Origin of the sequence: Photobacterium sp. DA100 (genome assembly GCF_029223585.1) — a bacterium.
Classification (GTDB): Bacteria; Pseudomonadota; Gammaproteobacteria; order Enterobacterales; family Vibrionaceae; genus Photobacterium.
The window spans coordinates 728,013-751,113 of the sequence record NZ_CP119424.1 but is presented as its reverse complement, the minus strand read 5'-3'; the positions used below and the strand labels follow the sequence as shown (position 1 = coordinate 751,113).

The following is a 23,101-nucleotide window of genomic DNA, read 5'->3' as shown; positions in this document are numbered from 1 at the left end:
TTTTCGTAATTACTTCACCTTGGGTTGAACATACTTCCGATTACTGTCTACCACAGCAACATCGCGGATAAAGTTCACCCCCAGCACAATCCCTTTGCCAGCCGTGAGCGCAAACTCGGTTAGCTCATTGAGCTCACCCAATTTCGCCCTCAATTTAACAACAGCCTGAGGCGAATCGCTTTTCTTCTTGAGCCAACGCTCGACCGGCAATTCAACCTCTTGCCCCCCTGCACTGAACTTGACCCAATCCTTGCCGTCCCGTTCAAATGCCTGAACATTGCTGACACCAATAGAAGAAAGTGACTTACCACCATCGACCTTGGCTCGAATGTGTTGCTGTGCTTGGGCTATCCATAGCCATTCCTCACTACCCAAGATTAATTTACCGTCATCAGTCTTGGTTACAACCGGCTGCGGTTTGGGGTCTGGCTTAACCTCGGGTTCAGGTTTTGGCTCAGGGAGCGACTCAGGGATCACTGGAGGCTGAGTTTCAACAACCGGCGGAGTGACTGGTTGCTCTGTAACGCCTCCGCCAATTTCTGGTACGGGCGTAGGCACTGTCTGTTGTCCTGACTGCTGGGCACAACCCGCTAGCAATACTAGCGCAAAATATACTGCCGACTTTCTCATTCACTTCATCCCTACAACATCAAGATACGCAATACGACCAGATACTTACTTCGACATTATTTATAACATAGTACGGTCAATCATTGGCATCATCCAAAAATTGATTCGCTTGATCACAATCTAACAACTGTACTAAAACAACACTGTGCCATATTCTGCTTTCGCTGTCTGATTAAATGTAGACAGTTTGTTCTGTATCCAAGCTTCATCATACCAGCCCATATTTCTGCTGTGTTTAGCATCATCCCACAGGCTGAAGAACCAGCGCCTAATTTCAAACCCCGGAGGCAGGCTCACGTCTTGCTGGTAGCGTTCGGCTAGCCTTAATTCAGGCCTCACATCATAAAGATGGAAGATATCCATTTCCCGGTGCTTAAACCCAACATCACAGGGGTCAAGCACGCCGCTGACCTCAAAACTTTTCGGGTCAACCAGAATATTCCCTATATGGCAATCATCATGGATTAACGAAGATACCGGCGATGCTGTGGACAGAATTTCTTCCTTCATCGCCCAGAGAGATTGGTAAGCTTGTTTCTGGGCCGGAGAAAAAGGTGAAACCTCACTAATAATGTATCGGTATACCGACCCCATCCAATCTGAAAAAGCCGTAGGCAAACTGGTGTGAAATTGTCCCTGTTCTGATTCAAATCCCTGTGGGGCATTGATCTCATGCAAAGTGTGCAAAAGCGTAAGATAGCTTTGAGAAAAACGGTTTATAGCGATGGGATCATTGGGTATTTGATGGGCCGAAATTCCTTCCAACCACTCCAGCATGATAAATTCGTAACCCTCTTCCCGTCCGAAATACAAAACCTCCGGTACTGGGCATGGTAACGCTTGTCGCAGACGTTCGAGCCCCTTAATCTCCTTAGCCTGCCGCCCAATCTCACGGGTAAATTTCACCACAACCTTGGCTTTTTCAGATGCGAGGAAAACCACCCAACCATAAAAAGTTTCATGAATTTCACTGAGCTGTGGTGCCTGACGAAACATTGTTTTATAGCTAAACTCTGCGATCTTTTTTAGCTGTGTTCTATTCAACCTAGCTTCCTTTATCAGTCATTGACTTCACTTTCCTATACAGGTTAAGGCGATTATTTTATATAACTATTTGTTTTACCTAACCTTACTATACAATAACCTGTTAGAAGCCAATTTGTGGTTGCCATAGTCAAATATGAGTTCAAGCTCTCATAAAAATACCCAAATAACGTAAGTTACTTGGGTATCCGATCACTGAATGGCAATTCCAATGACATTAGCCAAATCTTTGAGTTGCTGCTCGGAGTCTAAACGGAGGGACCAGTTAACTCCTGAGCCCAAGGCAGTTACCACATTCGCTCCCTTGCCAAGCAGTGTAATATCATCAACAGCGGCTTGTAACGACACCCGGGCAGTCCCATCGAGCCGAACCACGACTTCATGCTGATTGGCAATGATGCGGCCAGCTGAAAAAACAATCGTCATGTTTACACCGCCTTCTTGTGTCTCATTACCGCAATCGTCAACCGGCTGGTACATACCATTCGGCCCCGTGGATCCTTGATATCAATCTGCCATACCTGGGTTGTCGCCCCTAGGTGAACTGGATAGGCCTTGCCGACAACATGACCACTACGCATTGCTCGAAGGTGGTTGGCATTGATATCAAGACCGACACAATATTTACCGTCATCGACGCACATATTGGCAGCCAGAGAGCCCAAGGTCTCGGCTAGTACTACCGAGGCGCCACCATGCAACATCCCTAGTGGTTGATGTGTACGAGGCTCAACAGGCATAACCGCAGAGAGACTGTTGTCGTCAAACGCCGAATACTCAATTCCCAGGTGCTCGACTAGCGTATTTACGGACGTCTCATTTAAACTTTCAAGAGTGAAGGATTTTTTCCAAATACTCATCACGTTATCCAAACAATCTTATTTGGAGAGAATGATACAGCAACTGTATAATTCCGCTATTGCGGTTTATATGAAAATGAAAGGAGTCTTAGATGAATCGCTTTCAACCTCTCGCGACTGCGGGCATTATTGCCTCGGCAATCGCACTTACAGCTTGCAGTAGCTCCCCGACGGGCAGGCAGCAAGTATTGCTGTTCTCTGAACAAGATATGTCTCAGTTAGGGGCACAGTCATTCGATGCCTTAAAAGAACAAGAAAAAGTCCATACGGACGCAAAAACCAATCAGTACGTTCAATGTGTTACTGATGCACTGACAACCCGCCTTGGTGGATCTCAGGCTGCAGGGCAATGGGAAGTCGTAGTCTTTGACAGCGACCAGGTTAACGCCTTCGCCTTGCCCGGAGGTAAAATCGGCGTCTATACCGGCCTGTTGAACGTTGCGACCAATCAAGATCAACTTGCGACTGTCATTGGCCACGAAATTGGCCATGTCCTGGCCCAGCACAGCAACGAGCGGCTGTCGCGAACTCAACTTGCCAACATGGGTCTGCAAATTTCCAGCGCCGCTATGGGCGGAGCTGATTACCATGATGCGGCAATGGCGGGCTTAGGCCTTGGAGTGCAATATGGTGTCTTGATGCCTTACGGCCGAGCCCAAGAATCTGAATCAGATATTATTGGCCTGAGATTAATGGCTGAAGCTGGCTTCGACCCAAATGAAAGCGTCAGCCTATGGAAGAACATGGCGAAAGCATCAGGAGGCAATCAACCGCCAGAACTGCTATCGACCCACCCGTCTCACTCAAGCCGGATCGATGACTTACGGGCGGAAATCGCCAAGTTGCCAAGTTACAGCACGGCAAAACCACAATGTAGAATGTAACTGTGAAGCACCCTAATGCGGTGCTTTACTCCTACTTCTCGTAACCACTATATACAGATGCGATGAACCTAGATACAAAATGGCTCGAAGACTTCTTAATGCTGGCAGACATGCAGCATTTTTCCCGAGCAGCAGAAGCCAGACATATCACCCAGCCTGCATTTGGCCGCCATATCAAAGCGCTGGAGAAAGCTGTCGGCCACACATTGATTGACCGAACGACAACACCTATTAGCCTCACCGCCGCTGGCAGACAATTCCGAACCATTGCCCAAAACCTGGTTTCACAGATGGAGGCAGGAGTAAAGATGCTCAATGGCATTGAGCAACCCCTGCAAAATCCGATTCGCATCGCCACGCCCCACTCGCTGTCATCACCGACTCTGCTGGATTTGACAGAATTCATCAATCAAGAGCACAACCTACACTTTTCTATCGATATTTTACGGGTTGATTTTGCCGTGGAGGCGCTAACCGAAGCAAGTTGCGATTTTTTGCTAGGCTTCGAAATTCTCTCGCTGCTTCAGCCGCCATTTCAGAACCTGTGTATCGGCCATGGTGACTTTCTGCTGGTTTCCGCCGCAGACGAACGAGGAGGTGCACTATACAACCCGCTGGAAATGAAATGCCCGATACTCAAATACAGCGCAGAATCATACAGTGCAAGGCTTATCGAGCAGTATCAACCGAAATTCGAATCACTCAATACTTACCCGGTGTTTGAAAGTTCGATGTGTCAACTCCATAAGGATATGGCATTAAGGGGAAAAGGGTTGGCTTGGTTACCCGATGCCCAAATACGCCAAGAACTGGATACCGGCAAGCTGATTGCCGTCTCCCCGCAACAATTCCGGCTTCCTTACCAGATCAGGCTATACCGCAATTCCGCCCCTTTACGACAAGATGCCCAGCAACTATGGGACTATCTGCAACACAGCGTAAAAACAGGTTGGCAAATCAACCGGTCATGGCAGCCCAACTAATACATTAGTGCCAATTGCGTTATTCCCACCCAGGCTAGTGCCGAATCGGCACTGGCATACCAATAATTGCATTTCACTTTACAGTTGATCAGAGCGATACTCCCGCCCAAAGGCAAACGTTTGCGCAAATTGTTGCGTCAAAGAGGTAACCGTGAAAACAGCTCCAATCACGCTCACAGAATTCTATCACCGCTTTCCTAAAGCCGATCTTCACTACCACCTGCTAGGTGGGGTTAGGCTTGAAACTATGTTGTGGTTTGCAAACAAATACGACATTGTACTCAGTGAACTTGAAGCCAAAGCCTACTACCGTGCTTATCAAGCAGAAACGGGAATTGTAAAAGGCGGCATTGAGGCACTTACCTTCCTCTACCAGTTAATGCGTGAACCGAGCGACTATGCCAAAGTACTGCTGGAGGTCGCTGAAGACGCCCATGCTTGTGGTGTTAAGTATATCGAGACATTCTGGAACCCATCGGATACCCCCCTGAGCTACGCCGAAGTCACGTGTGCACTCGCTGATGCGATTGACAGTGCTTACCAGAACATGGGAATCGTTATTCGCCTGATCCCTTCTATCAACCGCGAGAAGTCACCGGAACAAGCCATCGCCATGGTGGAGGACATGATTGCTGCCCCCCACCCCTATGTGCTTGGTATCGGCATTGACTACAAAGAGCACGACGCCCCGGTTGAAAAGTTTTGGAAGGCATACCGTTTGGCAAAGCAGCATGGCTACAAACTGACAGCCCATTGCTCTGAGTTTGGCTTACATTGGCGCAACGTCGAAACCGGCATTGAGCTGATCGGCGTTGATCGTATTGATCATGGTTATACCATCATTGATAATCCAGCCCTGACCAAAGAGTACGCCGAGAAAGGGATCCCTTTTACCGTTATCCCATCCAATACCTACTACTTCAAACAGTGGCCGCGCTACCAAGACTGGTGCTGGCATCACCCTATCAGGGCGATGGCCAAGGCTGGTATGAACATCATTCCCTGTACCGACGACTGGCATATACACAACACAGACAGTGCCAACTGTTACAGGGTAATGGTCGAAGACTTTGGTTTTGACCTTGAGAGTTTGAAACAAATGATGCTCAACAGTATTGAAGCCTGCTGGATGCCTGACAGTACTAAGCAACAATGGCTAGCGGAATGGAGCGATGAGTTCGATCTGCTCAGATCAAAATTAACCGCTGAGCCAAGCATCTCGCCAGAAATGAAAATTTGCTACCGACGCTAATCACATCGACGAATATTATAAAGACATGTAGAGGGAATCCATGGAAACTATCGCTGACAAACCAGCTTTGAGTATTGCTAAGTGGTTTGACTTTAAGGGAAATAACACCAATTTAAAAACCGAAATTATCGCCGGTCTCACCACGTTTGCGACTATGGCCTACATGGTCGCTGTCGTTCCGGGAATGATGAGCAAAGGCGGTATTCCGTTCGAGAGCGCGCTGACCGTCACGGTATTGATGACAGTGATCACGACGATTGCGATGGCACTTTACACCAACCGGCCTTTTGTCCTGGGCCCTGGTCTTGGCAGCGTTGCGATCTTCTCATTCACCCTGCTAGGCAATGACGTCCCTCTCAGTATCGCTGCCGGTATTGTCTTTATCAGCGGCGTATTGTTCATGCTGGTCTCCTTCCTCGGCGTTCGCGACTTTGTAGTCCGGATTATCCCGCACAGCGTGAAAGTTTCTGTAGGTGTCGGCATCGGTTTGTTTATCGCCCTGTTGGGATTTAAGCAGGCGGGTATTGTTATCGCCGATCCCCGAAAGAATGTGCTGGTTTTCGGGGATCTCGCCTCAATGGAAGTAATCACCGCTGTACTCGGCTTTTTCATGGTCCTCTTCTTCGTTTCTCGGAAGATCCAAGGCGGTATCATTCTGGCTGTTATCCTCACCACCCTTCTCAGCCTTCCTTTGGGGATCACATCTATTCCGGCTAACTTCTTTAGCGTACCAGGCAGTATTGATAACATGGTATTCCAGCTCGACGTGCTAGGTGCCCTCAGTCCTGCATACCTGCCATTTTTGTTGGCCTTCTTTATTCCTGACTTCTTCTCTACACTGGGAGCCATGCTCGGGATAGGCGCGCAAGCAGGTTACTTGGATAAAGACGGCAACCTACCGGGTATCGAAAAGAACTTTCATGTTGACTCCAGTGCCACAACCTTTGGCGCGCTTTTCTCATGCCCAGTTATGACAACCTATGTAGAAAGTTCGGCCGGGGTTGAGTCTGGTGGGCGTACTGGCTTCACAGCTTTAGTGACCGCTGCCTGCTTCTGCCTCACCCTCTTTCTTGCCCCTTTGGCAGGAATGATACCTACCGTTGCCACAGCGCCTGTGCTGATGTACATCGGTATAGCAATGATGAGCTCAATGAAGAAAATCAACTATGACGACATCACAGAATATCTGCCTGCGTTCGTTTGTGTGGTAATGAGCGTCTTTAGCTTTAACGCGGGGAATGGTATTGCAGCCGCTATGTTGGTATACGCCTTCTTAAAGCTAGCCACAGGACGGTACAAGGAAGATCACTGGTCTGTATATGTGATTGCCTCTTCGATGATTTACTACTTCTATATCATCTCTTCACATTAATTATGTACATAAAAAATACCGGCAAATCGCCGGTATTTTTTATACATTCAAGCAAGCAGATAAACCAACTACTATTGCTTCAGCTCTTCGAATTTTTCACTCAGCTCACTGGCAGTATCTGAAGCTTTGTCTGAAACGTCTTCAAAAACATCCTGTACATCTTCGAATGAACGTGAATTGGTGAGATCTTCTATTTGATCTTTATAAGTCACACCGATATAAACCCCCAAACCAACCAGTGCCAATACTATATATTTCAACATCGTAATCTTCTCTACGCAAACCCAATCTAACGAGGCTATTCCCGCCTCTAATTAAATTATATAACTTCAAACAAAAAACAGCTTCCGAAGAAGCTGCTTTATTAAACAATATATTAGCGAACCAGCCTAATTAACGACTTGCCCAGCAACCACTCAAGCTCTTTCTGACTTTCCTCGCCAAAACGCTCAAGGCATAGATTATAGAGCCTATCAATGCCACGCTTAGCAAATTCACTGGTCGTTTCTGAAGAGGCAATATGATGAAACAGAAGACGCAATGTCGCTTTAAACTTTTCATCATCCAGTGCCGTAATCCAGCTTGAAGAAAAGCCAGCCAAGCCATTATCAAGATCGAGCTTCTCGACAAACAACCGGAAAATACGGCCATCCAATGCAGTGGCGAAATCTTGCTTTTTAGGGAAGTGGTGGCTAATGCCTGTACGAGAGATCCCCGTTTGCTTGCTCAGGGTGGTGTAAGACATTTTGTCGTATCCCAACGTCAAAATTTGATCCACCACCGCATCCATAATCGTTTGGATGGTAATTTCAGTATCTTCTTTACTACGCTTTGGCATAATGCGTTGACTCTATGATTCTAATTGATCACCCAAAGACCCGCCGAACTCCAAAGCGGGCTACGTAACCATTTAAGCAAATGTGTTGAAACCCTACTTGATGCCACTTTGTTACAAGTAACAAGTCACACAATACAAGATATCATTCCGTTAATGGATAATATTACCGTTTAACCCACAGTTTCAAGTCCGAAAATGTCATGAAATAAAGAGCTCAGCCCTTACACAGATCCTTTGTTTACAAACGACCACTCATCATTCATAAGACAACTTATTCACATGCCTTGGCACATCACTTCAGCACTTTCGACTAATTTAACGTAATTCCACAACCAAGAATAACTTCATTCATGACATAAAATTGTCACTATTGTAATAGAAACAGCAATTTATAGATAGGCCATCAATTGTAAAAATATTGTACACCTGTTTGAATTTTGTTCTATTTTAATCTTTGATAACTAATTATTTTTATCGATGTTGCTCAAGTCCAGTGGTTTTTCGTGACAGGTTAATCGCAAATAACTACTTGACCAAACAATGGAATTAGCATTACTTTAACAAAAACACAACATGGAAGGATCGAAGTATGACTCTACCTCTGCAATCGGATCGCTTAAGGGACACTCTGATGACTCAACCACTGCCAAATGAAATGATTCTCAAATGGGCAGAAGAACGCGCAGATGATGTGTATCTTCGCCAGATCATCAACCGACAATTTGTAGATTTCACCTATGCAGAGGTAGCTGACAAAGCGTTGAGGCTTGTCAGCGCTCTCCGTGCCCAAGGGTTCAAACCTGGTGATCGTATCGCCCTGATGTCCAAGAACTGTGCTGAATGGTTCATTTCCGACCTCGCACTGATGCTGGGAAGCTATATCAGCGTACCGATCTTCCCCACGGCCGGCCCGGAAACGATCGAGCACTGCTTGACCCACAGTGAATCGAAAGCAGTGCTGATCGGTAAGCTTGATGATAGCAAGGCCGCTATCTCGGTAATGGAAAAACACCCTGATATTCTTTCCATTGCCTTCAACTACCCATCTGCGCCGAAGTGTGACCACGACTTCAATACCTTGCTGTCCCAACACGCTCCCTCTGAAGAGCGTCCCAAGCACCAGCAAGATGATTTGATGTCAATTGTCTATACCTCCGGTACTTCAGGGCTACCCAAAGGGGCAATGCTAAGTTATGGCTCATTTGCCTGGTCGGCACAACGACTGGTTGACCACATCGGCATGCAAGAGGGCGAGCGCCTTTTCTCTTATCTGCCACTCGCCCACATAACCGAGCGCGTCTATATTTTCGGCTCATCCGTGATGTCAGGAATGCAAGTAGCCTTCCCTGAATCACTCGATACCTTTATCGACGACGTTAAAATGCACCGCCCGACCCTGTTCATTTCGGTTCCGCGCCTGTGGACAGTGTTCCAGCAACGTATTTTGGAAAAGCTGCCGCAAGCTAAACTCAACATCCTGCTTAAGATTCCGTTCATTTCGGGCGTCATAAAACGCAAGTTAGCTGACGGACTGGGCTTGAACAAGGCTCGAGTCCTAGGCTGTGGTTCTGCACCTGTGTCGCCAGCCCTGCTGCGTTGGTACGAAAGCATCGGTCTCAACATAACCGAAGCTTGGGGGATGACGGAGAGCTTTGCATACAGCACACTCAACCACCCATTCCGCAGTGATAAAATCGGTACCGTTGGTAATGCCGGCCCTGGCGTCGAAATCAAGGTCTCAGCCGATGAAGAAATCTTGGTCCGCGGTATGGGGTTATTCTCCGGCTATTACAAAAACGAAGAAGCAACCAAAGAAATGTTCGATGAGGATGGCTGGCTGCATACCGGTGACATCGGCTTTATGGATGAGGACGGCTACCTGTCAATTCAGGGGCGTAAAAATGACACCTTTAAAACTGCCAAAGGGAAATTTGTCTCACCGGTCCCAATCGAGAAGCGTATCTTCGAGCTTGCCAATATCGAAATGATGTGTGTGGTGGGTTCAGGTATGCCTGCCCCCATCTTGCTAGCGGTACCGCATGACTTCCCCAACTTTGACCGCGAGCGTTACGCACGTACGGCTGAGCGCGTTATTAATACCCTCAACCAAGAGCTTGAGTCACATGCCAAGATTAAGGGGGTGCTGATGATCAAAGAGCCTTGGAGTATTGAAAACGGTATTCTGACGCCAACATTGAAAATCAAGCGCCATCTTCTAGAGAAGAAGTATCACGATATTGGCGCTAACTGGCCGAAAGATAAACTGGTACAGTGGGAAGAATAACGTCTGACTAACCATGAAAACATCGCCCCCGCATTAGCGGGGGCGTTTTTTATCCAGAGATTAGAGCTTGTAGCGTTGTACTTCCTGCTCTAACTGCCCAGCTAACGCTTTTAGGGACTCAGCTTGTCGAGCGGCTTCCATGGCCTCTTGTGCCATTTGGTTAGCAACCTCCTGGACACCTTCGGTATTGCGGCTGATTTCAGCGGTAACACTCGATTGCTCTTCGGCCGCAGAGGCAATCTGCGTCGCCATGTCACTAATCACATTTATCTCGCTGGCAATACTATTGATACTTTCACCTGCAGCATCAACATCCTGTACGCTGGTATCAGCCAACTGATGACTATCGTTCATCACTGTAACGGCGTTATGCGTTGTCGTCTGCAAAGTCTCAATCATGGTTTGGATTTCTTGCGTTGAAGTATGGGTTCGCTGAGAAAGGACGCGTACCTCATCGGCAACAACCGCAAAACCTCGTCCTTGCTCTCCGGCACGAGCGGCCTCAATGGCAGCATTGAGCGCCAGCAGGTTGGTCTGCTCAGCGATAGCGCGAATGGTCGAAAGAATGGTACTGATTTTCAACGCATGCTCATTGAGATCTTCAATAATGGAAGCTGCATTGGTCACTTCATTGGCCAAATTACCAATCGACTGCTGACTTTGCCCTACTTGGCGATGCCCATCCCCCGCCAGCGAAACTGCCTGCTCTGCCGTTTTCGCCGTATTCTCAGCATTGCCTGCGATTTCCTGTGTTGCACTTGCCATTTCAGTTACCGCCGTCGCCACCATAGTGATCTCATCTTGCTGCTGGCGGATATTATGGCTACGTTGAGTTGACGCGGTCGCGGCATCGGCAGCGTTACGGTTTAGCTCCAAGGCGATATCACGCAGTTTAGACGCCATCACATGCTGATGCGAAACAAACTGATTGAAGCTTTCGGCCAATTGGCCAACCTCATCTTGGCTGTTTACCGGGATCCGGGCGGTTAGATCCCCTTCCCCATGGGCAATATCTGCCAAGGCTGCTGATACTTTTTTCAATTCACTCAGCTGCTTTGTTAGTAGTAAACTGATCAAACCGCACACCACAACCAGAATCACCAGACCGATAAGCAGCTCGTCAATCAGCATGCTCTTGAGCGGAGCTTCAAGCGCAGACTTATCCATCACCATTACCAGCGCCCAGCCCGAATTAGGGACTGCATGAATTGCTACGGCACGCTCGCGCCCATCGAAATCACTAAGGAAATAACCGTCATCCTGCATTTCGCTTCGCAGCATATGCGAATTCAGCCTCAGATCAGTAATGGGCTTTAGCTGCATATCCCGGTTAGGGTGAGCGACAATCACCTGGTTATCCATATCAAGTAACATGGCATAACCTTGTCCCAGTACCGGAATATTCAATACATCACGCATCAAGTCACCGAGTGCCAAGTCAGCACCTACGACACCTTTGAGCTGACCACCCTGCATCACAGGCTCGGCCAAGGTAACAACCAACGTCTGCATGGTATGGCTCATATACGGTGCTGTAACGACTGCCGCGCGCGCTGATGAAGCTTCCTTGTACCAGCCCCTTTCACGTGGATCATATCCTGCACGGTTCAGGGATGGATCTTGGCGGTACATATCACCTTGCTGGTTGCCATAAAAACTCAAACTGAAATCGCCGGAGACATGCATTTGCTTCAAATGCTCAACGATATCTGGCGCATTATTGCCGGCCATCGTTTTTACCACAGCGTTAACAGCAGCCTGTTTGTTGGCTAGCCAGTCACCGATCCCTTTGGTGACCGCTACCGAGGTATTGCGGCTTTCACTTTCAATCGATTGCCAAGCCTGGGTTTTCATTGAATGGTAAGAGAAACCGCCAAGGGCTATAGCGGTAATAGAAATGGCAACAAAACTCGACAATAACAGTTTTGTTTTTAAGGATAATTGCATAACGTCCCTTTATCTCGAAACAAAATTGGTGCGATTATAGTGTGTGGCACGAGTTAATATCATGATCTACCACTAAAAACGCCTGGCTTATTCAAAAAAATCAAGCAGGTATGCATAGCTATTTCTAGCGGTCATTTCTATTTATAACGACCAACTCCTCATAATATTCAAGAAATAAATGGCATTTTGTCTGTATTCGCACATACAACATACAATCACTTGGGTATATTCATTTTCGGTTCACGTACAATCAGTTACAATTCAATGTATGAATAGAAAAAGCAAATACATAGCCATTTTGTCACTTCTCTTTTTTGCAGTTTCAGCACTGGCAAGCGTTGAGCTGGAAATTGAAGAAGACCACGACGACGTTATGCGAGCTGTTCAACAAGGGCTGGTACAGCCTTTTTCGTCTCTACAATCCAAAGTCGATGAACAGCTTCACGGCCGGATCATTCGTGTCGAGTTAGAAGAGGATGATGACATTTGGATCTATGAATTAAAGCTTATCGACCCCAATAATAATATTGTCAGAGTGGAATACGATGCGAAAACGTTAACCATTCTCGAAATAAAAGGCCGGGGTCTTGAAAACATTATCAAGGTAGACCAATGAAAATACTCGTCGTTGAAGATGAATTAGCCTTGGGCGAACAAATTGTTGAAGGTTTAGAACATAGCGGCTGGGTAGCCGAACTCTCCAGTGATGGCATCGATGCCTTATACCGTGCCACCTCTGAGCCATGGGACGGTATCATCCTCGATTTAGGCCTGCCTAAATTAGACGGCCTGACGGTGCTCAAAGGCATTCGCGACGAGAACGTCACCTGCCCCGTCATTATTCTCAGTGCCCGTAACGAACTCACCCAGCGTGTCGAAGGGCTAAATGCCGGTGCCGATGATTACCTGACCAAACCTTTCCAGATGATTGAACTAGTAGCCCGTTTGCGTGCACAGGTCCGACGTTCTACCGGCAATGCCTCACCCGTTATCCAAATCGGCGGTCTTAGCCTCGATACCCGCACTTCAAAAGTAATGCACAATGGTGAGAGTATCGATCTTACCGCGTTGGAGTTTAAGGTGCTCTCGTACATGATGCACAATGCCGATAAAGTCATTTCCCGTACCGAGTTGGTTGAGCATATTTACAAGCAGGACTTTGACCGCGATTCCAACACGATTGAAGTGTTCATTGGCCGCATACGCCGCAAAATCGGCGGTGATGTTATTAAAACCGTAAGAGGACTCGGGTATCGTATCAATGCCGATTAGAGCCCCACACACCTCTTTACCAAGCTTACGCAGCCGCTTGCTTATTGCCGCGGCTGTGTGGCTATTAGGTATTACCCTTGCCGCTGGTTACCTGATGCCCTCGTTCATCAAAACTTACCTGGTTGATCAGGAAAAACACCAGCTTTATATCTATCTTGACGAATTAACCGCACAGATAGATGTCGACAACAAAGGGAATTTGATCCCCCCAAGAGCCCTGTCTAACCCTCGCTTCCAGCAACCTTATAGCGGTCTGTACTGGACTTTGAATGTTGCCGATAACGAATTACGTTCTCGCTCATTGTGGGATACCCGTATCACCGGTGATGAGGAATCAGGTTATGCTGGCCCCAACAAGCAATCGCTAATTGTCTTGACCCGAAATATTCTTCTGCCCGAACTGGATGAGCCTGTCACCTTGACGGTTGCAATCAACCAAGAAAGATTGCTGAAAACCCTCAACCAACTCACCGGCGGCTTGTGGCTTATTTTACTTGTCATGGCAGGCGGTATCCTGTGCTTAATCTGGCTGCAGGTAAGTTGGTCACTCTGGCCACTGCGGCGCTTGCAAAAAAGCTTGAAACAAGTCCGTGAAGGGGAAGCCTCGGAATTGAGTGGCATCTATCTCGCCGAGATCCGACCTGTTGTCGATGATTTGAATGCCCTGCTATTTCATTACCAAGAGTTGCTAGAACGGGCGCGAAATCACGCGGGCAACCTCTCGCACGCCCTGAAGACACCGATCGCTGTACTCAATAATGAGGTCGCCCACCTCAATGTTCAGGAGCGTTCAAAACTTGAACCGTCGCTGCAGCAGCTCCAGCAGCACATCGACTACCACCTCGGCCGGGCACGAATGGCAGGGGCAAGTAACATCCTGTCAGCTAAAACTGCCCCTTCAAGCCGAGTTGATGCTATCTCCATGGCGATGGACAAGGTATATGCACACAGGGGCGTTGTGCTCGTTAACGAGCTGGACAGTGATTTGCAGGTCGCAATCGAAAAGCGAGATCTCGACGAGATCTTGGGTAACCTGATTGAGAACAGCTACAAATGGGCCAATAGCTTGATAAGGGTCCACCAGCCAGAGCAAACTTCGGAGTCTGTATTGCTGGTTATTGAAGATGATGGCCCCGGGATTGACGATGATGCTTATCAAAGCGCAATCAAACGAGGCGTCAGGCTCGATGAAACCACGCCCGGAACAGGTCTGGGATTGAATATTGTCACCGAGTTAGCCCATAGCTATCGTGGTGAGCTTACCCTTTGCCGGAGTCAGCTTGGCGGGTTGAAAGCATCGATAACGCTGCCCAAACCAAGAAAATGACAAAGCCAATTCTCACGACAAAAGACCATTAGGCGAGCAAGCGCTCGCCGCTATTTATCAATGGTTCTAGTGGTTATTATGGCTATAACGGCCAAATAATCAGACTCACTATTCTGACAATCACACCCAACACGAGAGAGGCCACGCCCAACCGATACCATTTGAACTCTTCGACGGACATGCCAATACGGTTATAAAACATCTTCAAAACACCAGTCCAGTCGCTTGTCCGACGGCCATACAAAATAATCCCGTTTCCTACCATGGCTAGCCCAGCCAGAATCAACAGGTACTCGGCAACGGTCATTGATAACTGCAGCATGGTGTACTCCCTTTTTCATCATCTACACTCTGATTAAATGCCATTCCCACCCATTGCTCAATTAGACCAAGGTAGAGGTCTAGGTCCCATTCGGGTGTTGGCTTTAAGAAAAAATGCAGCTATTAGTAAAGTTTGTATGCTTATTCAAGGCGTTTAGTGTAGAATCCTGCCCCCGGAATTTCTAACGAAGGTATCGAGGCGACATGCAATTACTCGAAGCAAAACTACATAAAATTGACCGTCATAATTACCGCAGCTACTCCAGCTTGCGCGGTGAATACCATTTCGTTGACTTCGATTTCTTCATTGATATCACTCAATCAGACCCTTTTGCGCCAGCGTCACGTGTGCGTGCACGCCGCAAGTGGTCATTGACCGATCTTGAATGGCTAAAAGAGCAGTCCCCTGACTACCAGCGTGCAGCTCGTGACTTCATTGCCCGCCATTTCGCTGAACTGGCCCAGCAGATCAACGAGATTCAAATCGACCGCCCGGGACAAGCCGTTCTAGACCGCACCGCCGTTGTCTTTGACGATGACGCACTTGAATTGCGCTTTCGCGTAGATTTGCCATCAGACGGCCGTACAATCATTGCCAAGAAAACGGCAAACCTACTGACGTTCACCATGCCAAAGATCATCCGTCGCGCCACGATCGCCCGTGAATTGCCGATGGACGAGCTAAAGCGTCATTGTGAAACCGTCGAAGATCAGGTGGCACTGCGCAAGCAGCTTGCGGATAAAGGCTTAATGGCATTTGTTGCAGACGACAGTATCCTTCCTCGTCTGGCCGGTAACAGTGACCTGCCGATGGCTGACGCCCTTCCGTTTGTCAGCCCAGAGAGCCTTGCGGTTGAACTGGAAGCACCTCACCGCGGCAAGATTCGCGGTATGGGTGTCCCTAAAGGTATTACCATGATTGTCGGTGGCGGCTTCCACGGTAAATCAACCTTGCTAAATGCCATCGAGAACTCGGTCTATGACCATATTCCTGGTGATGGCCGAGAGTACATTGTTACTGATGAATCAGCGTCGAAGATCCGTGCAGAAGACGGCCGCTGTGTACACAACGTCGATCTAACGCCATACATCAGCAACCTACCAATGGGCAAGGACACCAGCATGTTCTCTACCCAGAATGCATCAGGTTCCACTTCCCAGGCCTCATGGCTACAAGAGTCTATCGAAGCCGGCTCTAACGCCCTACTGATTGATGAAGACACCTCTGCGTCAAACTTCATGATCCGTGATGAGCGTATGCAGGCCCTAATTGCCAAGGACGACGAACCCATCACCCCGCTTGTCGATCGTATTTCATTGCTAAGAGACCAGCTGGACGTATCGGTATTGCTGGTAATGGGAGGCTCAGGTGACTACCTGGACGTCGCCGATACAGTTATCCAGATGCACAACTATCAGGCACTGGATGTGACCGAGAAAGCGAAAGAGGTGGTCGCGTCTCACCCTACCCGCCGCCAGCTGGAGGGAAGTAGTGAAATCGCCCGTCCGCGTACGCGTAAGCTCAACCGTGCCGGCCTAAAAGCACAGCTGGAAGACGGCAAGTTCCGTATCCAGGTCAAAGACAAGACGTCTATGCGCTTCGGCCGTGAATTCATTGATCTTCAAGCACTGGAGCAAGTCGCCGACTCGAGCCAACTGCATGCTATCGGTTGGTTATGGTTCCAGATTGCACAGGGCAAGGGCTGGGAAAAATCACCAAGTAAAGCCTTCAGCCAGATGCTGGCGAGTGATGAGTGGTTCCGTACCATGCCGAACTACGGTGATATCGCCAAGCCGCGAGTGATTGAAGTCATGGCTGTACTGAACCGTATGCGCAAAGCTGAATTCAAATAATTCATTCTACATAATCAAAAGCCCACAACATTTGCATGTTGTGGGCTTTTTTACACCGGTAATCCGTTAGGTTTCATTCTGATTAATGGCGACGCTGGAACTGATTCATCAACCGCTCTAGACCTTCCAAGCGCTCCACCAGCATCCGGGTACTTTCCACCGAAATATCACTGGTTTTCTCTGTTTCATTGCCTAATAGATTTATCTTCTGGATATGCTCAGAGATATCGGCACTCACCCCCGCTTGTTGCTCAACCGCCGCGGCGATTTGATGGCTGCTATCCGTTACAACATCCAGGACATGGTTGATTTCCTTCAACTGTTCCCCCATTGCCAGGGCTTGTTGACGGCAATGTTCCGACTGTTCGCCACCGCGTTCTACAGCGGCGACTGCCTGGCCGGCAATATCCTGAAGCTGGGTGATCATCTGGTGGATTTCACCGGTCGATGATTGGGTTTTCTGTGCCAATGAACGGACTTCATCGGCAACCACAGCAAAGCCTCTTCCCGCCTCTCCGGCACGAGCGGCTTCTATTGCTGCATTGAGGGCCAGAAGATTAGTTTGGTCAGCAATAGTCCCAATCACATCGAGAATACCCTCGATTTGGCGGCTGCTTTCTGACAATGCATTAATCACCCTTTTTGAGTCATCCAGCTCATTGTGCAAAGCATTAACCGACGTAATGGTTTCCTCTACCCGCACTAGCCCGCTATTGGCGACTTGCTGCGCCTTCACCGTCATTTCAGACGCATTCGATGCATTTTCCGCCACCTCTCTCACGGTTGAGGCCATTTGATCTATCGCCACCCCAACTTGCTCTGTTGCAAGTGTCTGCTCTTGTAAATTAGTTTTGATTTGCTGCGTGTGAGCAAATTCATCCTCGGCCGACAGCAGGATATCCGCTGACGTTTCACTGGCTCGCCCGACAATGGCTCGCACCTCGGCCCGCCGCATCCTCAGCGCCAACTCTATCCCAGAATAATCGTCATACTTTCCGGTATAGATCGGCTCCATCAGTGAATTGTCATACGCTTCACGGGCCAGCGCAGTAACCGCAGACAAGCGTTGTTGCGCATACAGGTTAACCATTAGACCTAGCAGCAGTGCGGCACTTGTGAGTATCGAAATAACTGAATAGCTAGTTACGGCCTGAAATGTACTGAGTAGCCCTGTAATAACGAGCAGTACATTCAGTAGCGCCCCGTATCTCAGGCGAAAGCCGCTGCTACCACGCTTGCCCTCGTTGATGGCTTTATAAGTGCCCTCTGCGCGCTTTATCTCTTCTTTACTTGGCCGACTGCGTACAGACTGGTACTCAATCACCTGCCCTTCGCTGTTGACGATTGGCGTAACGAACGCAGAGACCCAGTAGTAATTTCCGTTCTTGCACTTGTTCTTCACCAATCCCATCCAGCTTTTGCCTGCTTTGACATATTGCCAAAGCTGCGCAAATGCCGCTTTGGGCATATCCGCATGCCTTACTATATTATGCGGGTTATCAACTAATTCCTGGTTGCTATAACCGGCGACGTCACAAAAGCTGGTATTAGCATAAGTAATGGTGCTAGTGGGATCCGTCGTTGAGATCAGATTCCAAGAGGATGAATATTCGACTTCCTGCCCTGGCTGCGAAATATTCTGAAAATGTGTGTTTTCCGCTTTCATTTCTGTCACTTATTGTTTTTTACCGGTTCTAATAAAAACACTCAGGCGAGCAAACTATCGCTTCTCGCAGCCGCTTATTGTGACATTAATTCCAAAGTATCAATTTGATTTATATTAATTATTCTAAAGGCATCAACCAACTGTACGCGTGTTTAGCCATATTCATTCCTAAACCCGAACCACAGATCAAAACGACGAGGCCATTGCCTCGTCGTTTTTAATCTTTATGCTCGGTTTGCAACCGCGGCAATCTAATCCCCTTGCCCCAGATAAGCCTTGAGTTCTGGCAATGCCTGTTTCATGGCTTGGTAACCAACATTCATCGCGGCGGTGCGTTCTACTGAACCACCAAAATTTACTAAACTCGGGTCGGGTGATACTGGCGCCAGCACTATCTCTGCACTATCAATTTCTTCTTTGGTGGCTATGCAGCTTTGGATCCAGAAGGTGTTCGCCATAGTATCAACAGCAGTGTACTTGAGAGGTGGTGGCAAGCTACAGAACACATCAACAGCAATCACAATATCCGCCCCAAGTTGGCGAGCTGCATAGACTGGCACCAGTGACAGCACTCCCCCATCCACCAGGATATCTTCATTGTGATAAATTGGCACAAACACCCCAGGTACACTTGATGAAGTTTGCACGGCTTCACCAATATCTCCTGCAGTGAACATTACAGCCTTCTGCTGGGTCAAGTTGGTAGCAACAATACCGGTTGTGACAGGCAAATCGCTGATATCTTTATACCCGGTATGCTTGTTCACCCATCTTGCCAAGGCTTTGCCTTTTATCAGCCCCTTGCGAGAGAGATTGATATCAACAATCTCATGCTCGGCAAACTCAAACATCTTACGTTCAACATCAGGGTATTCGTGACTGCTATATAGGGCAGCAGCGATCGAGCCCACCGATGTGCCGGTGACAATATCAGCTTTGATTCCGGCTTCTTCCAAGGCCTTCATCACCCCCAGGTGCATCATGCCGCGAGACGCACCGCCGCCGAACGCAATAGCCAGCTTAGGCTTATCGTCTTTTGAAGATCGCCCGTGCATAACTTGTGGCATCGCCTCTGCCGTTGACACCATGTTAATATCGACAGCCGTAAGGTCATCGTATTTATTGACAGTTGAGCACCCGTATAAGCCAGTCAACAGCAACAGAGAAATAAAGTGACGGACTACTTTTTTAAACGCGGTGTTATTCATTGCCAACTCCTATTGCTTCCATTTCTTTGCTGTCCTGTTGCTTGGCATATCTAGCAATCACTGGGAACTCGGTGTGAACAATACGCTCAGACCACAACTGCTCAGGAATATGGCTAAATGTCGCAGCATAACGAGGCATGATTTCAAGTACTAACGTGGCGATATTATCCAGCTCTAGCGATTCTGCATAGGCTGGCAATGAAAGCGCTATTGCAGACGTTTTCGCCACTGGAGCAAGGTGCTCAAACTGATCCCCCAATAACTCTGGCGTTAGTAAATAAGGGGTTTGCTGATCACCCAGCTCATAATGGCGCTTCAACACCATATATTTGTTTGGAATAGACTCTTTCGAGCTCCACCATTTGCCATCGACAGCAGCGAGAACCTGTTTTGCCTGCGCCTTATCGACTATACCTAGTTCCTGCAAGCTTGCGTTCAGCCATAAGCTTACATTCTGATTGTATTCCTGTTCACTCAACACGTTACGATGTTGGATCAAGTTAAGTACAATCTTTGCACCCAGCATATTGGAGTACAGATCTTCAAGCGAATAGGCAGAAATGGTTTCTGGCCAACCAGAAAAACTGGTATAGCCATGCCACTGGGCAATTTCATGAGATTCCGCTTTAAAGTATGCCAATCGGGCGGCCAAATGTGCAGCTACTGACCACTGCTGCTTATCAGTCAGCGCTGATACATCGAAAGCCCTCATTTCAATATAGCGAGGTCCAAGCTCGGCAGGTAAGTCTATGCGGTGGGCTTGTCCCAAATTAGCCAAAATTTCGAAGAATAAACCAATGGTGTCATCTGCAGTATCGCGTACATGGGCAAGATCTATAAAGCCGCCTTGTTGGGTGTACACAATGCCGTTATTTTCACTACCACCATGATCCAATACCGAAGAGGAAGCTGACGTGTAGTAATAAATCCCACTGGCAAATTTATGTGGGCCGATATCGCTAAGCCCTACCACGTTATTTAGGCGAAAAAAAGGCACCGAAACCAAACCAAGCTTTACCTTCTGCATATCGCCGAAGGCACAGCACGGACGTACGTTTTGAGGCACGGTTAACTGCGGGTAACGGGCTTCTTGCAATTGCCATGGCTGGCTTGTCGACTTGCCTTCTATTAGCATCTCGGTCACTTCAGCATTGCTTGGCACTGCATAGGTTTGCCACGTATTGGATGAACATCCAACCAGTAATGAAAGTAGAGCGGTAGCAAAAAAAGGGCGAAAAGGTGAACAGCTCATTGTTGTCAAAACGCTTCGTTGATAGCAAAGTAAAATCCGCTTTGGTCATTACCAAAGCCCATATCTAGGCGCAAATTGACGCGCTGCTTGATTTCAAAGCGATAGCCTATCCCCACGGAGTAAAGCCAGTCCTCTTCGCCCAGTTGATCAAATTCCTCGGCCAATGTCCCCGCCCCTATCCAGTACACCATACCATGGCGGCCTGACAGCGGTTGACGGTACTCTGCTTGGGAAATAAACAAATTCCGGTCACGGTAGTGGCCCTGCTCGTAACCACGCAGTGCCTCGGCTCCTCCAAGCAACGCCATTTGGTCCCAACTCACATCACCGAAATTTGATTCCACCCGGGCTTGCCATGCAAGGACACCAGGGATAAGCGACAATGAGTGGTAATCACTGTAGTTAAGGCTTATCCGCTCGAAATCATTATCTGAACCCAATGCGGTATTAAAATTGTGGTATTCAAGTTGAATCAGCCGCCCTTTTGACGCATTAAGAGCAAAGTCACGGGAATCGTAAGTCAGGCTGATCATCCCGCCGACATTACGCTGGGTTTCCGGAAAATTGGCAACACCGGCCCCAACCCAAGGTGTATCCGGATGCTCCTGCTTAGCATTTGACGCTTCATTACGGGACAGTTCAACGCCCATGCCAAGATAGGTATATGGCAGGACGCGTACCATACCCGTTACTGAGCCAGAATAGGTACGGCGATCATAATCGACACGCTCATTGTTCATACCGGCATCAACACCAATACCGTAAAAAATATCTGGTGAGTCCATTAGTTCAGCATCGATAAACAAGCGGTACTTGTCGTTCTTTAGGTAGTTTGCGTTGCGTATCGCGACGCCATAGGCACCATTGATCGAACCAAAGCCATTGAGAGTGATAGAGCTTGGTTGCGTGGTGGTATCTTTCATATCTGGCATATACAAACCTACCGCCGATACGCCAATACCGAATTTTTTCTCCGGCGTATAAAACGGCCCTGGCATCACGCTCCAGTCGATCCCCTTTTCAGGATTGAAACCACCATCGGCACCTAGTTCAAGCAACATACCATCAAGCCATTGCTGGTAGCGTTGGTACGCGGTTAGCTCTGGCTCATGCTGGACGGACTCTTGCTCGGTCTGCGTTGCAGCACTGGTGCCAGACAATACCAAGCAAACAAAAGGAAGTATTTTTTTCATTATTTATTAATTGTTAGAATCGGCGACCTAAGGCAAAGAAGAGCGTCTCTCGCTGTCCAAACCCTGCTTCCATTAAAATGTCCCAATCGCGATTGAAGGCATATTGAAACCCTACGATACCATTCCATTTTTCGTCCGCGCTTTGGCTAACTTCAAACCCCGCGTCAGGGGCGCTATCGATAATGGGGTCGAGAAAATCTGGAAGGTTTAAGCTCTTCAGGTCACCTGACAACTCTTGCTGAACATCCTGATACATCGCACCGACAAATACACGAAGTTCACGGCCACCATCGTATTCCCAGCGATGACCGACACGCGGAGCCGCGACAAAAGTCTTGATGTTGCCATCAATAGCCGCAATCTTGGTGTAGGTGTAGTTCATGTCTACCAGTGCAAACCAGTTACCCATGCCACCGGCCAGAGTTGTACCAACACCGTAAGTACCACCATCCATATCCAACTCAAACATGACATTATCCGGAAGATTGTCCCCGGCAGCATTAAGCAGCATGCACAGCGGCTTGTTAAGACCTGAAACGGATGATGCATCACAGCTCAAAGAGTTTATCTTGGCCTTACTGGTACCCTGGGTATAACCGAGGATACCGTAGAGGTTCATAAACGGGAAAACCCACACATCTCCGCGCAGGGTAATGTTCGAGCCTGTAAAATCGGCGTGATTGGCATCAACGTCAATCGCTTCTAGCAAAGGGTGGCCGGTTAGAGCAATACTATTTACCGTGATAGGGTTGCTCATATCCATGTAAGACAATGAAAAGCCATATGGCTTTGGCAAGGTGTAACCTAACTTTTCAGCTTCATCGCCCCAAATTGGAAAAAAAGACTGTTGGGCAAAGCTGAGAGGGGAAATAATTACGGCTAATGATAATAAAACTTTAAATTTCAAAATATTT

At 48.0% G+C, this 23,101-nt stretch carries 22 protein-coding genes; 9 read left to right on the top strand and 13 right to left on the bottom strand.

Annotated features, from left to right (window positions below; translation table 11 throughout):
* Positions 1–9 precede the first annotated feature (9 nt).
* From PTW35_RS21070 to PTW35_RS21055, 4 genes are all read right to left on the bottom strand, one after another.
* The gene (locus PTW35_RS21070; RefSeq protein WP_281028836.1) at positions 10–630 is read right to left on the bottom strand and encodes a RimK/LysX family protein; all 621 of its coding nucleotides are present in this window, start codon (positions 628–630) and stop codon (positions 10–12) included.
* Between the two features lie 132 nt (positions 631–762).
* Positions 763–1,674 carry a phosphotransferase gene (locus PTW35_RS21065; RefSeq protein ID WP_281028835.1) on the bottom strand — a complete coding sequence of 304 codons (912 nt, stop codon included), beginning with the start codon at positions 1,672–1,674 and terminating at the stop codon, positions 763–765.
* Positions 1,675–1,866: 192 nt separating this feature from the next.
* Entirely contained in the window at positions 1,867–2,100 is a 234-nt protein-coding gene (locus tag PTW35_RS21060) for a DUF3389 domain-containing protein (protein WP_281028834.1), read from the bottom strand.
* Between the two features lie 2 nt (positions 2,101–2,102).
* Positions 2,103–2,534 carry a hotdog fold thioesterase gene (locus PTW35_RS21055; RefSeq protein WP_281028833.1) on the bottom strand — a complete coding sequence of 144 codons (432 nt, stop codon included), beginning with the start codon at positions 2,532–2,534 and terminating at the stop codon, positions 2,103–2,105.
* A 92-nt stretch (positions 2,535–2,626) separates the two neighbouring features.
* On the opposite strand from PTW35_RS21055, the gene PTW35_RS21050 reads away from it, so the two are divergent.
* The 4 genes from PTW35_RS21050 (at position 2,627) to PTW35_RS21035 (ending at position 7,025) form a co-directional block, all read left to right on the top strand.
* Positions 2,627–3,418: a M48 family metallopeptidase gene (locus tag PTW35_RS21050; RefSeq protein WP_281028832.1), complete on the top strand. Its 792-nt coding sequence runs from the start codon at positions 2,627–2,629 to the stop codon at positions 3,416–3,418.
* A 62-nt stretch (positions 3,419–3,480) separates the two neighbouring features.
* Positions 3,481–4,401, top strand: a complete 921-nt coding sequence (locus PTW35_RS21045; RefSeq protein ID WP_281028831.1) for a LysR family transcriptional regulator — start codon at positions 3,481–3,483, stop codon at positions 4,399–4,401.
* A 151-nt stretch (positions 4,402–4,552) separates the two neighbouring features.
* Positions 4,553–5,653, top strand: coding sequence for an adenosine deaminase (locus PTW35_RS21040; RefSeq protein WP_281028830.1), 1,101 nt, complete (start codon positions 4,553–4,555; stop codon positions 5,651–5,653).
* A gap of 40 nt (positions 5,654–5,693) precedes the next feature.
* Positions 5,694–7,025, top strand: coding sequence for an NCS2 family permease (locus PTW35_RS21035; RefSeq protein ID WP_281028829.1), 1,332 nt, complete (start codon positions 5,694–5,696; stop codon positions 7,023–7,025).
* Positions 7,026–7,096: 71 nt separating this feature from the next.
* On the opposite strand, the gene PTW35_RS21030 is transcribed toward PTW35_RS21035, so the two are convergent.
* A complete protein-coding gene (locus PTW35_RS21030) occupies positions 7,097–7,288 on the bottom strand; it encodes a YtxH domain-containing protein (protein WP_281028828.1) in 192 nt (63 codons plus the stop codon).
* Positions 7,289–7,401: 113 nt separating this feature from the next.
* Positions 7,402–7,863, bottom strand: a complete 462-nt coding sequence (locus PTW35_RS21025; protein WP_281028827.1) for a TetR family transcriptional regulator — start codon at positions 7,861–7,863, stop codon at positions 7,402–7,404.
* 631 nt (positions 7,864–8,494) lie between these two features.
* Between PTW35_RS21025 and PTW35_RS21020 the strand changes: the two genes are divergently transcribed.
* Entirely contained in the window at positions 8,495–10,147 is a 1,653-nt protein-coding gene (locus tag PTW35_RS21020; RefSeq protein ID WP_281028826.1) for an AMP-binding protein, read from the top strand.
* Between the two features lie 60 nt (positions 10,148–10,207).
* Here PTW35_RS21020 and PTW35_RS21015 read toward each other — a convergent pair whose 3' ends face one another.
* A complete protein-coding gene (locus PTW35_RS21015) occupies positions 10,208–12,094 on the bottom strand; it encodes a methyl-accepting chemotaxis protein (protein WP_281028825.1) in 1,887 nt (628 codons plus the stop codon).
* Between the two features lie 268 nt (positions 12,095–12,362).
* Between PTW35_RS21015 and PTW35_RS21010 the strand changes: the two genes are divergently transcribed.
* From PTW35_RS21010 to PTW35_RS21000, 3 genes are read left to right on the top strand one after another with little or no spacing between them, the layout of a single operon-like run.
* On the top strand, positions 12,363–12,710 hold the full coding sequence (locus PTW35_RS21010) for a PepSY domain-containing protein (RefSeq protein ID WP_044621226.1): 348 nt from the start codon (positions 12,363–12,365) through the stop codon (positions 12,708–12,710).
* Positions 12,707–13,366 (top strand): response regulator transcription factor, encoded by a 660-nt coding sequence (locus PTW35_RS21005; RefSeq protein WP_044621227.1) that lies wholly within the window; start codon positions 12,707–12,709, stop codon positions 13,364–13,366. Before PTW35_RS21010 ends, PTW35_RS21005 begins: the two co-directional genes overlap by 4 nt.
* On the top strand, positions 13,356–14,693 hold the full coding sequence (locus tag PTW35_RS21000) for an ATP-binding protein (RefSeq protein WP_281028824.1): 1,338 nt from the start codon (positions 13,356–13,358) through the stop codon (positions 14,691–14,693). The genes PTW35_RS21005 and PTW35_RS21000 overlap by 11 nt, the downstream gene beginning before the upstream one ends.
* A gap of 82 nt (positions 14,694–14,775) precedes the next feature.
* Here PTW35_RS21000 and PTW35_RS20995 read toward each other — a convergent pair whose 3' ends face one another.
* Positions 14,776–15,015, bottom strand: a complete 240-nt coding sequence (locus tag PTW35_RS20995; RefSeq protein ID WP_281028823.1) for a hypothetical protein — start codon at positions 15,013–15,015, stop codon at positions 14,776–14,778.
* Positions 15,016–15,218: 203 nt separating this feature from the next.
* Between PTW35_RS20995 and PTW35_RS20990 the strand changes: the two genes are divergently transcribed.
* Complete coding sequence (locus tag PTW35_RS20990) at positions 15,219–16,868, top strand: ABC-ATPase domain-containing protein (RefSeq protein WP_281028822.1); 1,650 nt, start codon at positions 15,219–15,221, stop codon at positions 16,866–16,868.
* An 82-nt stretch (positions 16,869–16,950) separates the two neighbouring features.
* Here PTW35_RS20990 and PTW35_RS20985 read toward each other — a convergent pair whose 3' ends face one another.
* The 5 genes from PTW35_RS20985 to PTW35_RS20965 all read right to left on the bottom strand — a co-directional run bounded on the left by PTW35_RS20985 (position 16,951) and on the right by PTW35_RS20965 (position 22,983).
* Positions 16,951–18,534, bottom strand: coding sequence for a PAS domain-containing methyl-accepting chemotaxis protein (locus PTW35_RS20985; protein WP_044621231.1), 1,584 nt, complete (start codon positions 18,532–18,534; stop codon positions 16,951–16,953).
* A gap of 251 nt (positions 18,535–18,785) precedes the next feature.
* Complete coding sequence (locus PTW35_RS20980; RefSeq protein ID WP_281028821.1) at positions 18,786–19,742, bottom strand: patatin-like phospholipase family protein; 957 nt, start codon at positions 19,740–19,742, stop codon at positions 18,786–18,788.
* A complete protein-coding gene (locus PTW35_RS20975) occupies positions 19,735–20,877 on the bottom strand; it encodes a DUF4056 domain-containing protein (RefSeq protein ID WP_281029115.1) in 1,143 nt (380 codons plus the stop codon). The genes PTW35_RS20980 and PTW35_RS20975 overlap by 8 nt, the downstream gene beginning before the upstream one ends.
* A 122-nt stretch (positions 20,878–20,999) precedes the next feature.
* On the bottom strand, positions 21,000–22,187 hold the full coding sequence (locus PTW35_RS20970) for a BamA/TamA family outer membrane protein (RefSeq protein ID WP_281028820.1): 1,188 nt from the start codon (positions 22,185–22,187) through the stop codon (positions 21,000–21,002).
* A 13-nt stretch (positions 22,188–22,200) separates the two neighbouring features.
* On the bottom strand, positions 22,201–22,983 hold the full coding sequence (locus PTW35_RS20965) for a hypothetical protein (RefSeq protein ID WP_281028819.1): 783 nt from the start codon (positions 22,981–22,983) through the stop codon (positions 22,201–22,203).
* Between the last annotated feature and the right edge of the window lie 118 nt (positions 22,984–23,101).

Bases quoted from the DNA above. Each gene is read 5' to 3' on its own strand.
- PTW35_RS20980 (WP_281028821.1), bottom strand. From the start codon at position 19,742: ATGAATAACACCGCGTTTAAAAAAGTAGTCCGTCACTTTATTTCTCTG.
- PTW35_RS20990 (WP_281028822.1), top strand. From the start codon at position 15,219: ATGCAATTACTCGAAGCAAAACTACATAAAATTGACCGTCATAATTAC.
- PTW35_RS20970 (WP_281028820.1), bottom strand. From the start codon at position 22,187: ATGAAAAAAATACTTCCTTTTGTTTGCTTGGTATTGTCTGGCACCAGT.
- PTW35_RS21020 (WP_281028826.1), top strand. From the start codon at position 8,495: ATGACTCAACCACTGCCAAATGAAATGATTCTCAAATGGGCAGAAGAA.
- PTW35_RS21070 (WP_281028836.1), bottom strand. From the start codon at position 630: ATGAGAAAGTCGGCAGTATATTTTGCGCTAGTATTGCTAGCGGGTTGT.
- PTW35_RS21030 (WP_281028828.1), bottom strand. From the start codon at position 7,288: ATGTTGAAATATATAGTATTGGCACTGGTTGGTTTGGGGGTTTATATC.
- PTW35_RS21025 (WP_281028827.1), bottom strand. From the start codon at position 7,863: ATGCCAAAGCGTAGTAAAGAAGATACTGAAATTACCATCCAAACGATT.
- PTW35_RS21000 (WP_281028824.1), top strand. From the start codon at position 13,356: ATGCCGATTAGAGCCCCACACACCTCTTTACCAAGCTTACGCAGCCGC.
- PTW35_RS21050 (WP_281028832.1), top strand. From the start codon at position 2,627: ATGAATCGCTTTCAACCTCTCGCGACTGCGGGCATTATTGCCTCGGCA.
- PTW35_RS21055 (WP_281028833.1), bottom strand. From the start codon at position 2,534: ATGAGTATTTGGAAAAAATCCTTCACTCTTGAAAGTTTAAATGAGACG.
- PTW35_RS21060 (WP_281028834.1), bottom strand. From the start codon at position 2,100: ATGACGATTGTTTTTTCAGCTGGCCGCATCATTGCCAATCAGCATGAA.
- PTW35_RS21010 (WP_044621226.1), top strand. From the start codon at position 12,363: ATGAATAGAAAAAGCAAATACATAGCCATTTTGTCACTTCTCTTTTTT.
- PTW35_RS21015 (WP_281028825.1), bottom strand. From the start codon at position 12,094: ATGCAATTATCCTTAAAAACAAAACTGTTATTGTCGAGTTTTGTTGCC.
- PTW35_RS21045 (WP_281028831.1), top strand. From the start codon at position 3,481: ATGAACCTAGATACAAAATGGCTCGAAGACTTCTTAATGCTGGCAGAC.
- PTW35_RS20985 (WP_044621231.1), bottom strand. From the start codon at position 18,534: ATGAAAGCGGAAAACACACATTTTCAGAATATTTCGCAGCCAGGGCAG.
- PTW35_RS21035 (WP_281028829.1), top strand. From the start codon at position 5,694: ATGGAAACTATCGCTGACAAACCAGCTTTGAGTATTGCTAAGTGGTTT.
- PTW35_RS20995 (WP_281028823.1), bottom strand. From the start codon at position 15,015: ATGCTGCAGTTATCAATGACCGTTGCCGAGTACCTGTTGATTCTGGCT.
- PTW35_RS21005 (WP_044621227.1), top strand. From the start codon at position 12,707: ATGAAAATACTCGTCGTTGAAGATGAATTAGCCTTGGGCGAACAAATT.
- PTW35_RS20975 (WP_281029115.1), bottom strand. From the start codon at position 20,877: ATGCTAATAGAAGGCAAGTCGACAAGCCAGCCATGGCAATTGCAAGAA.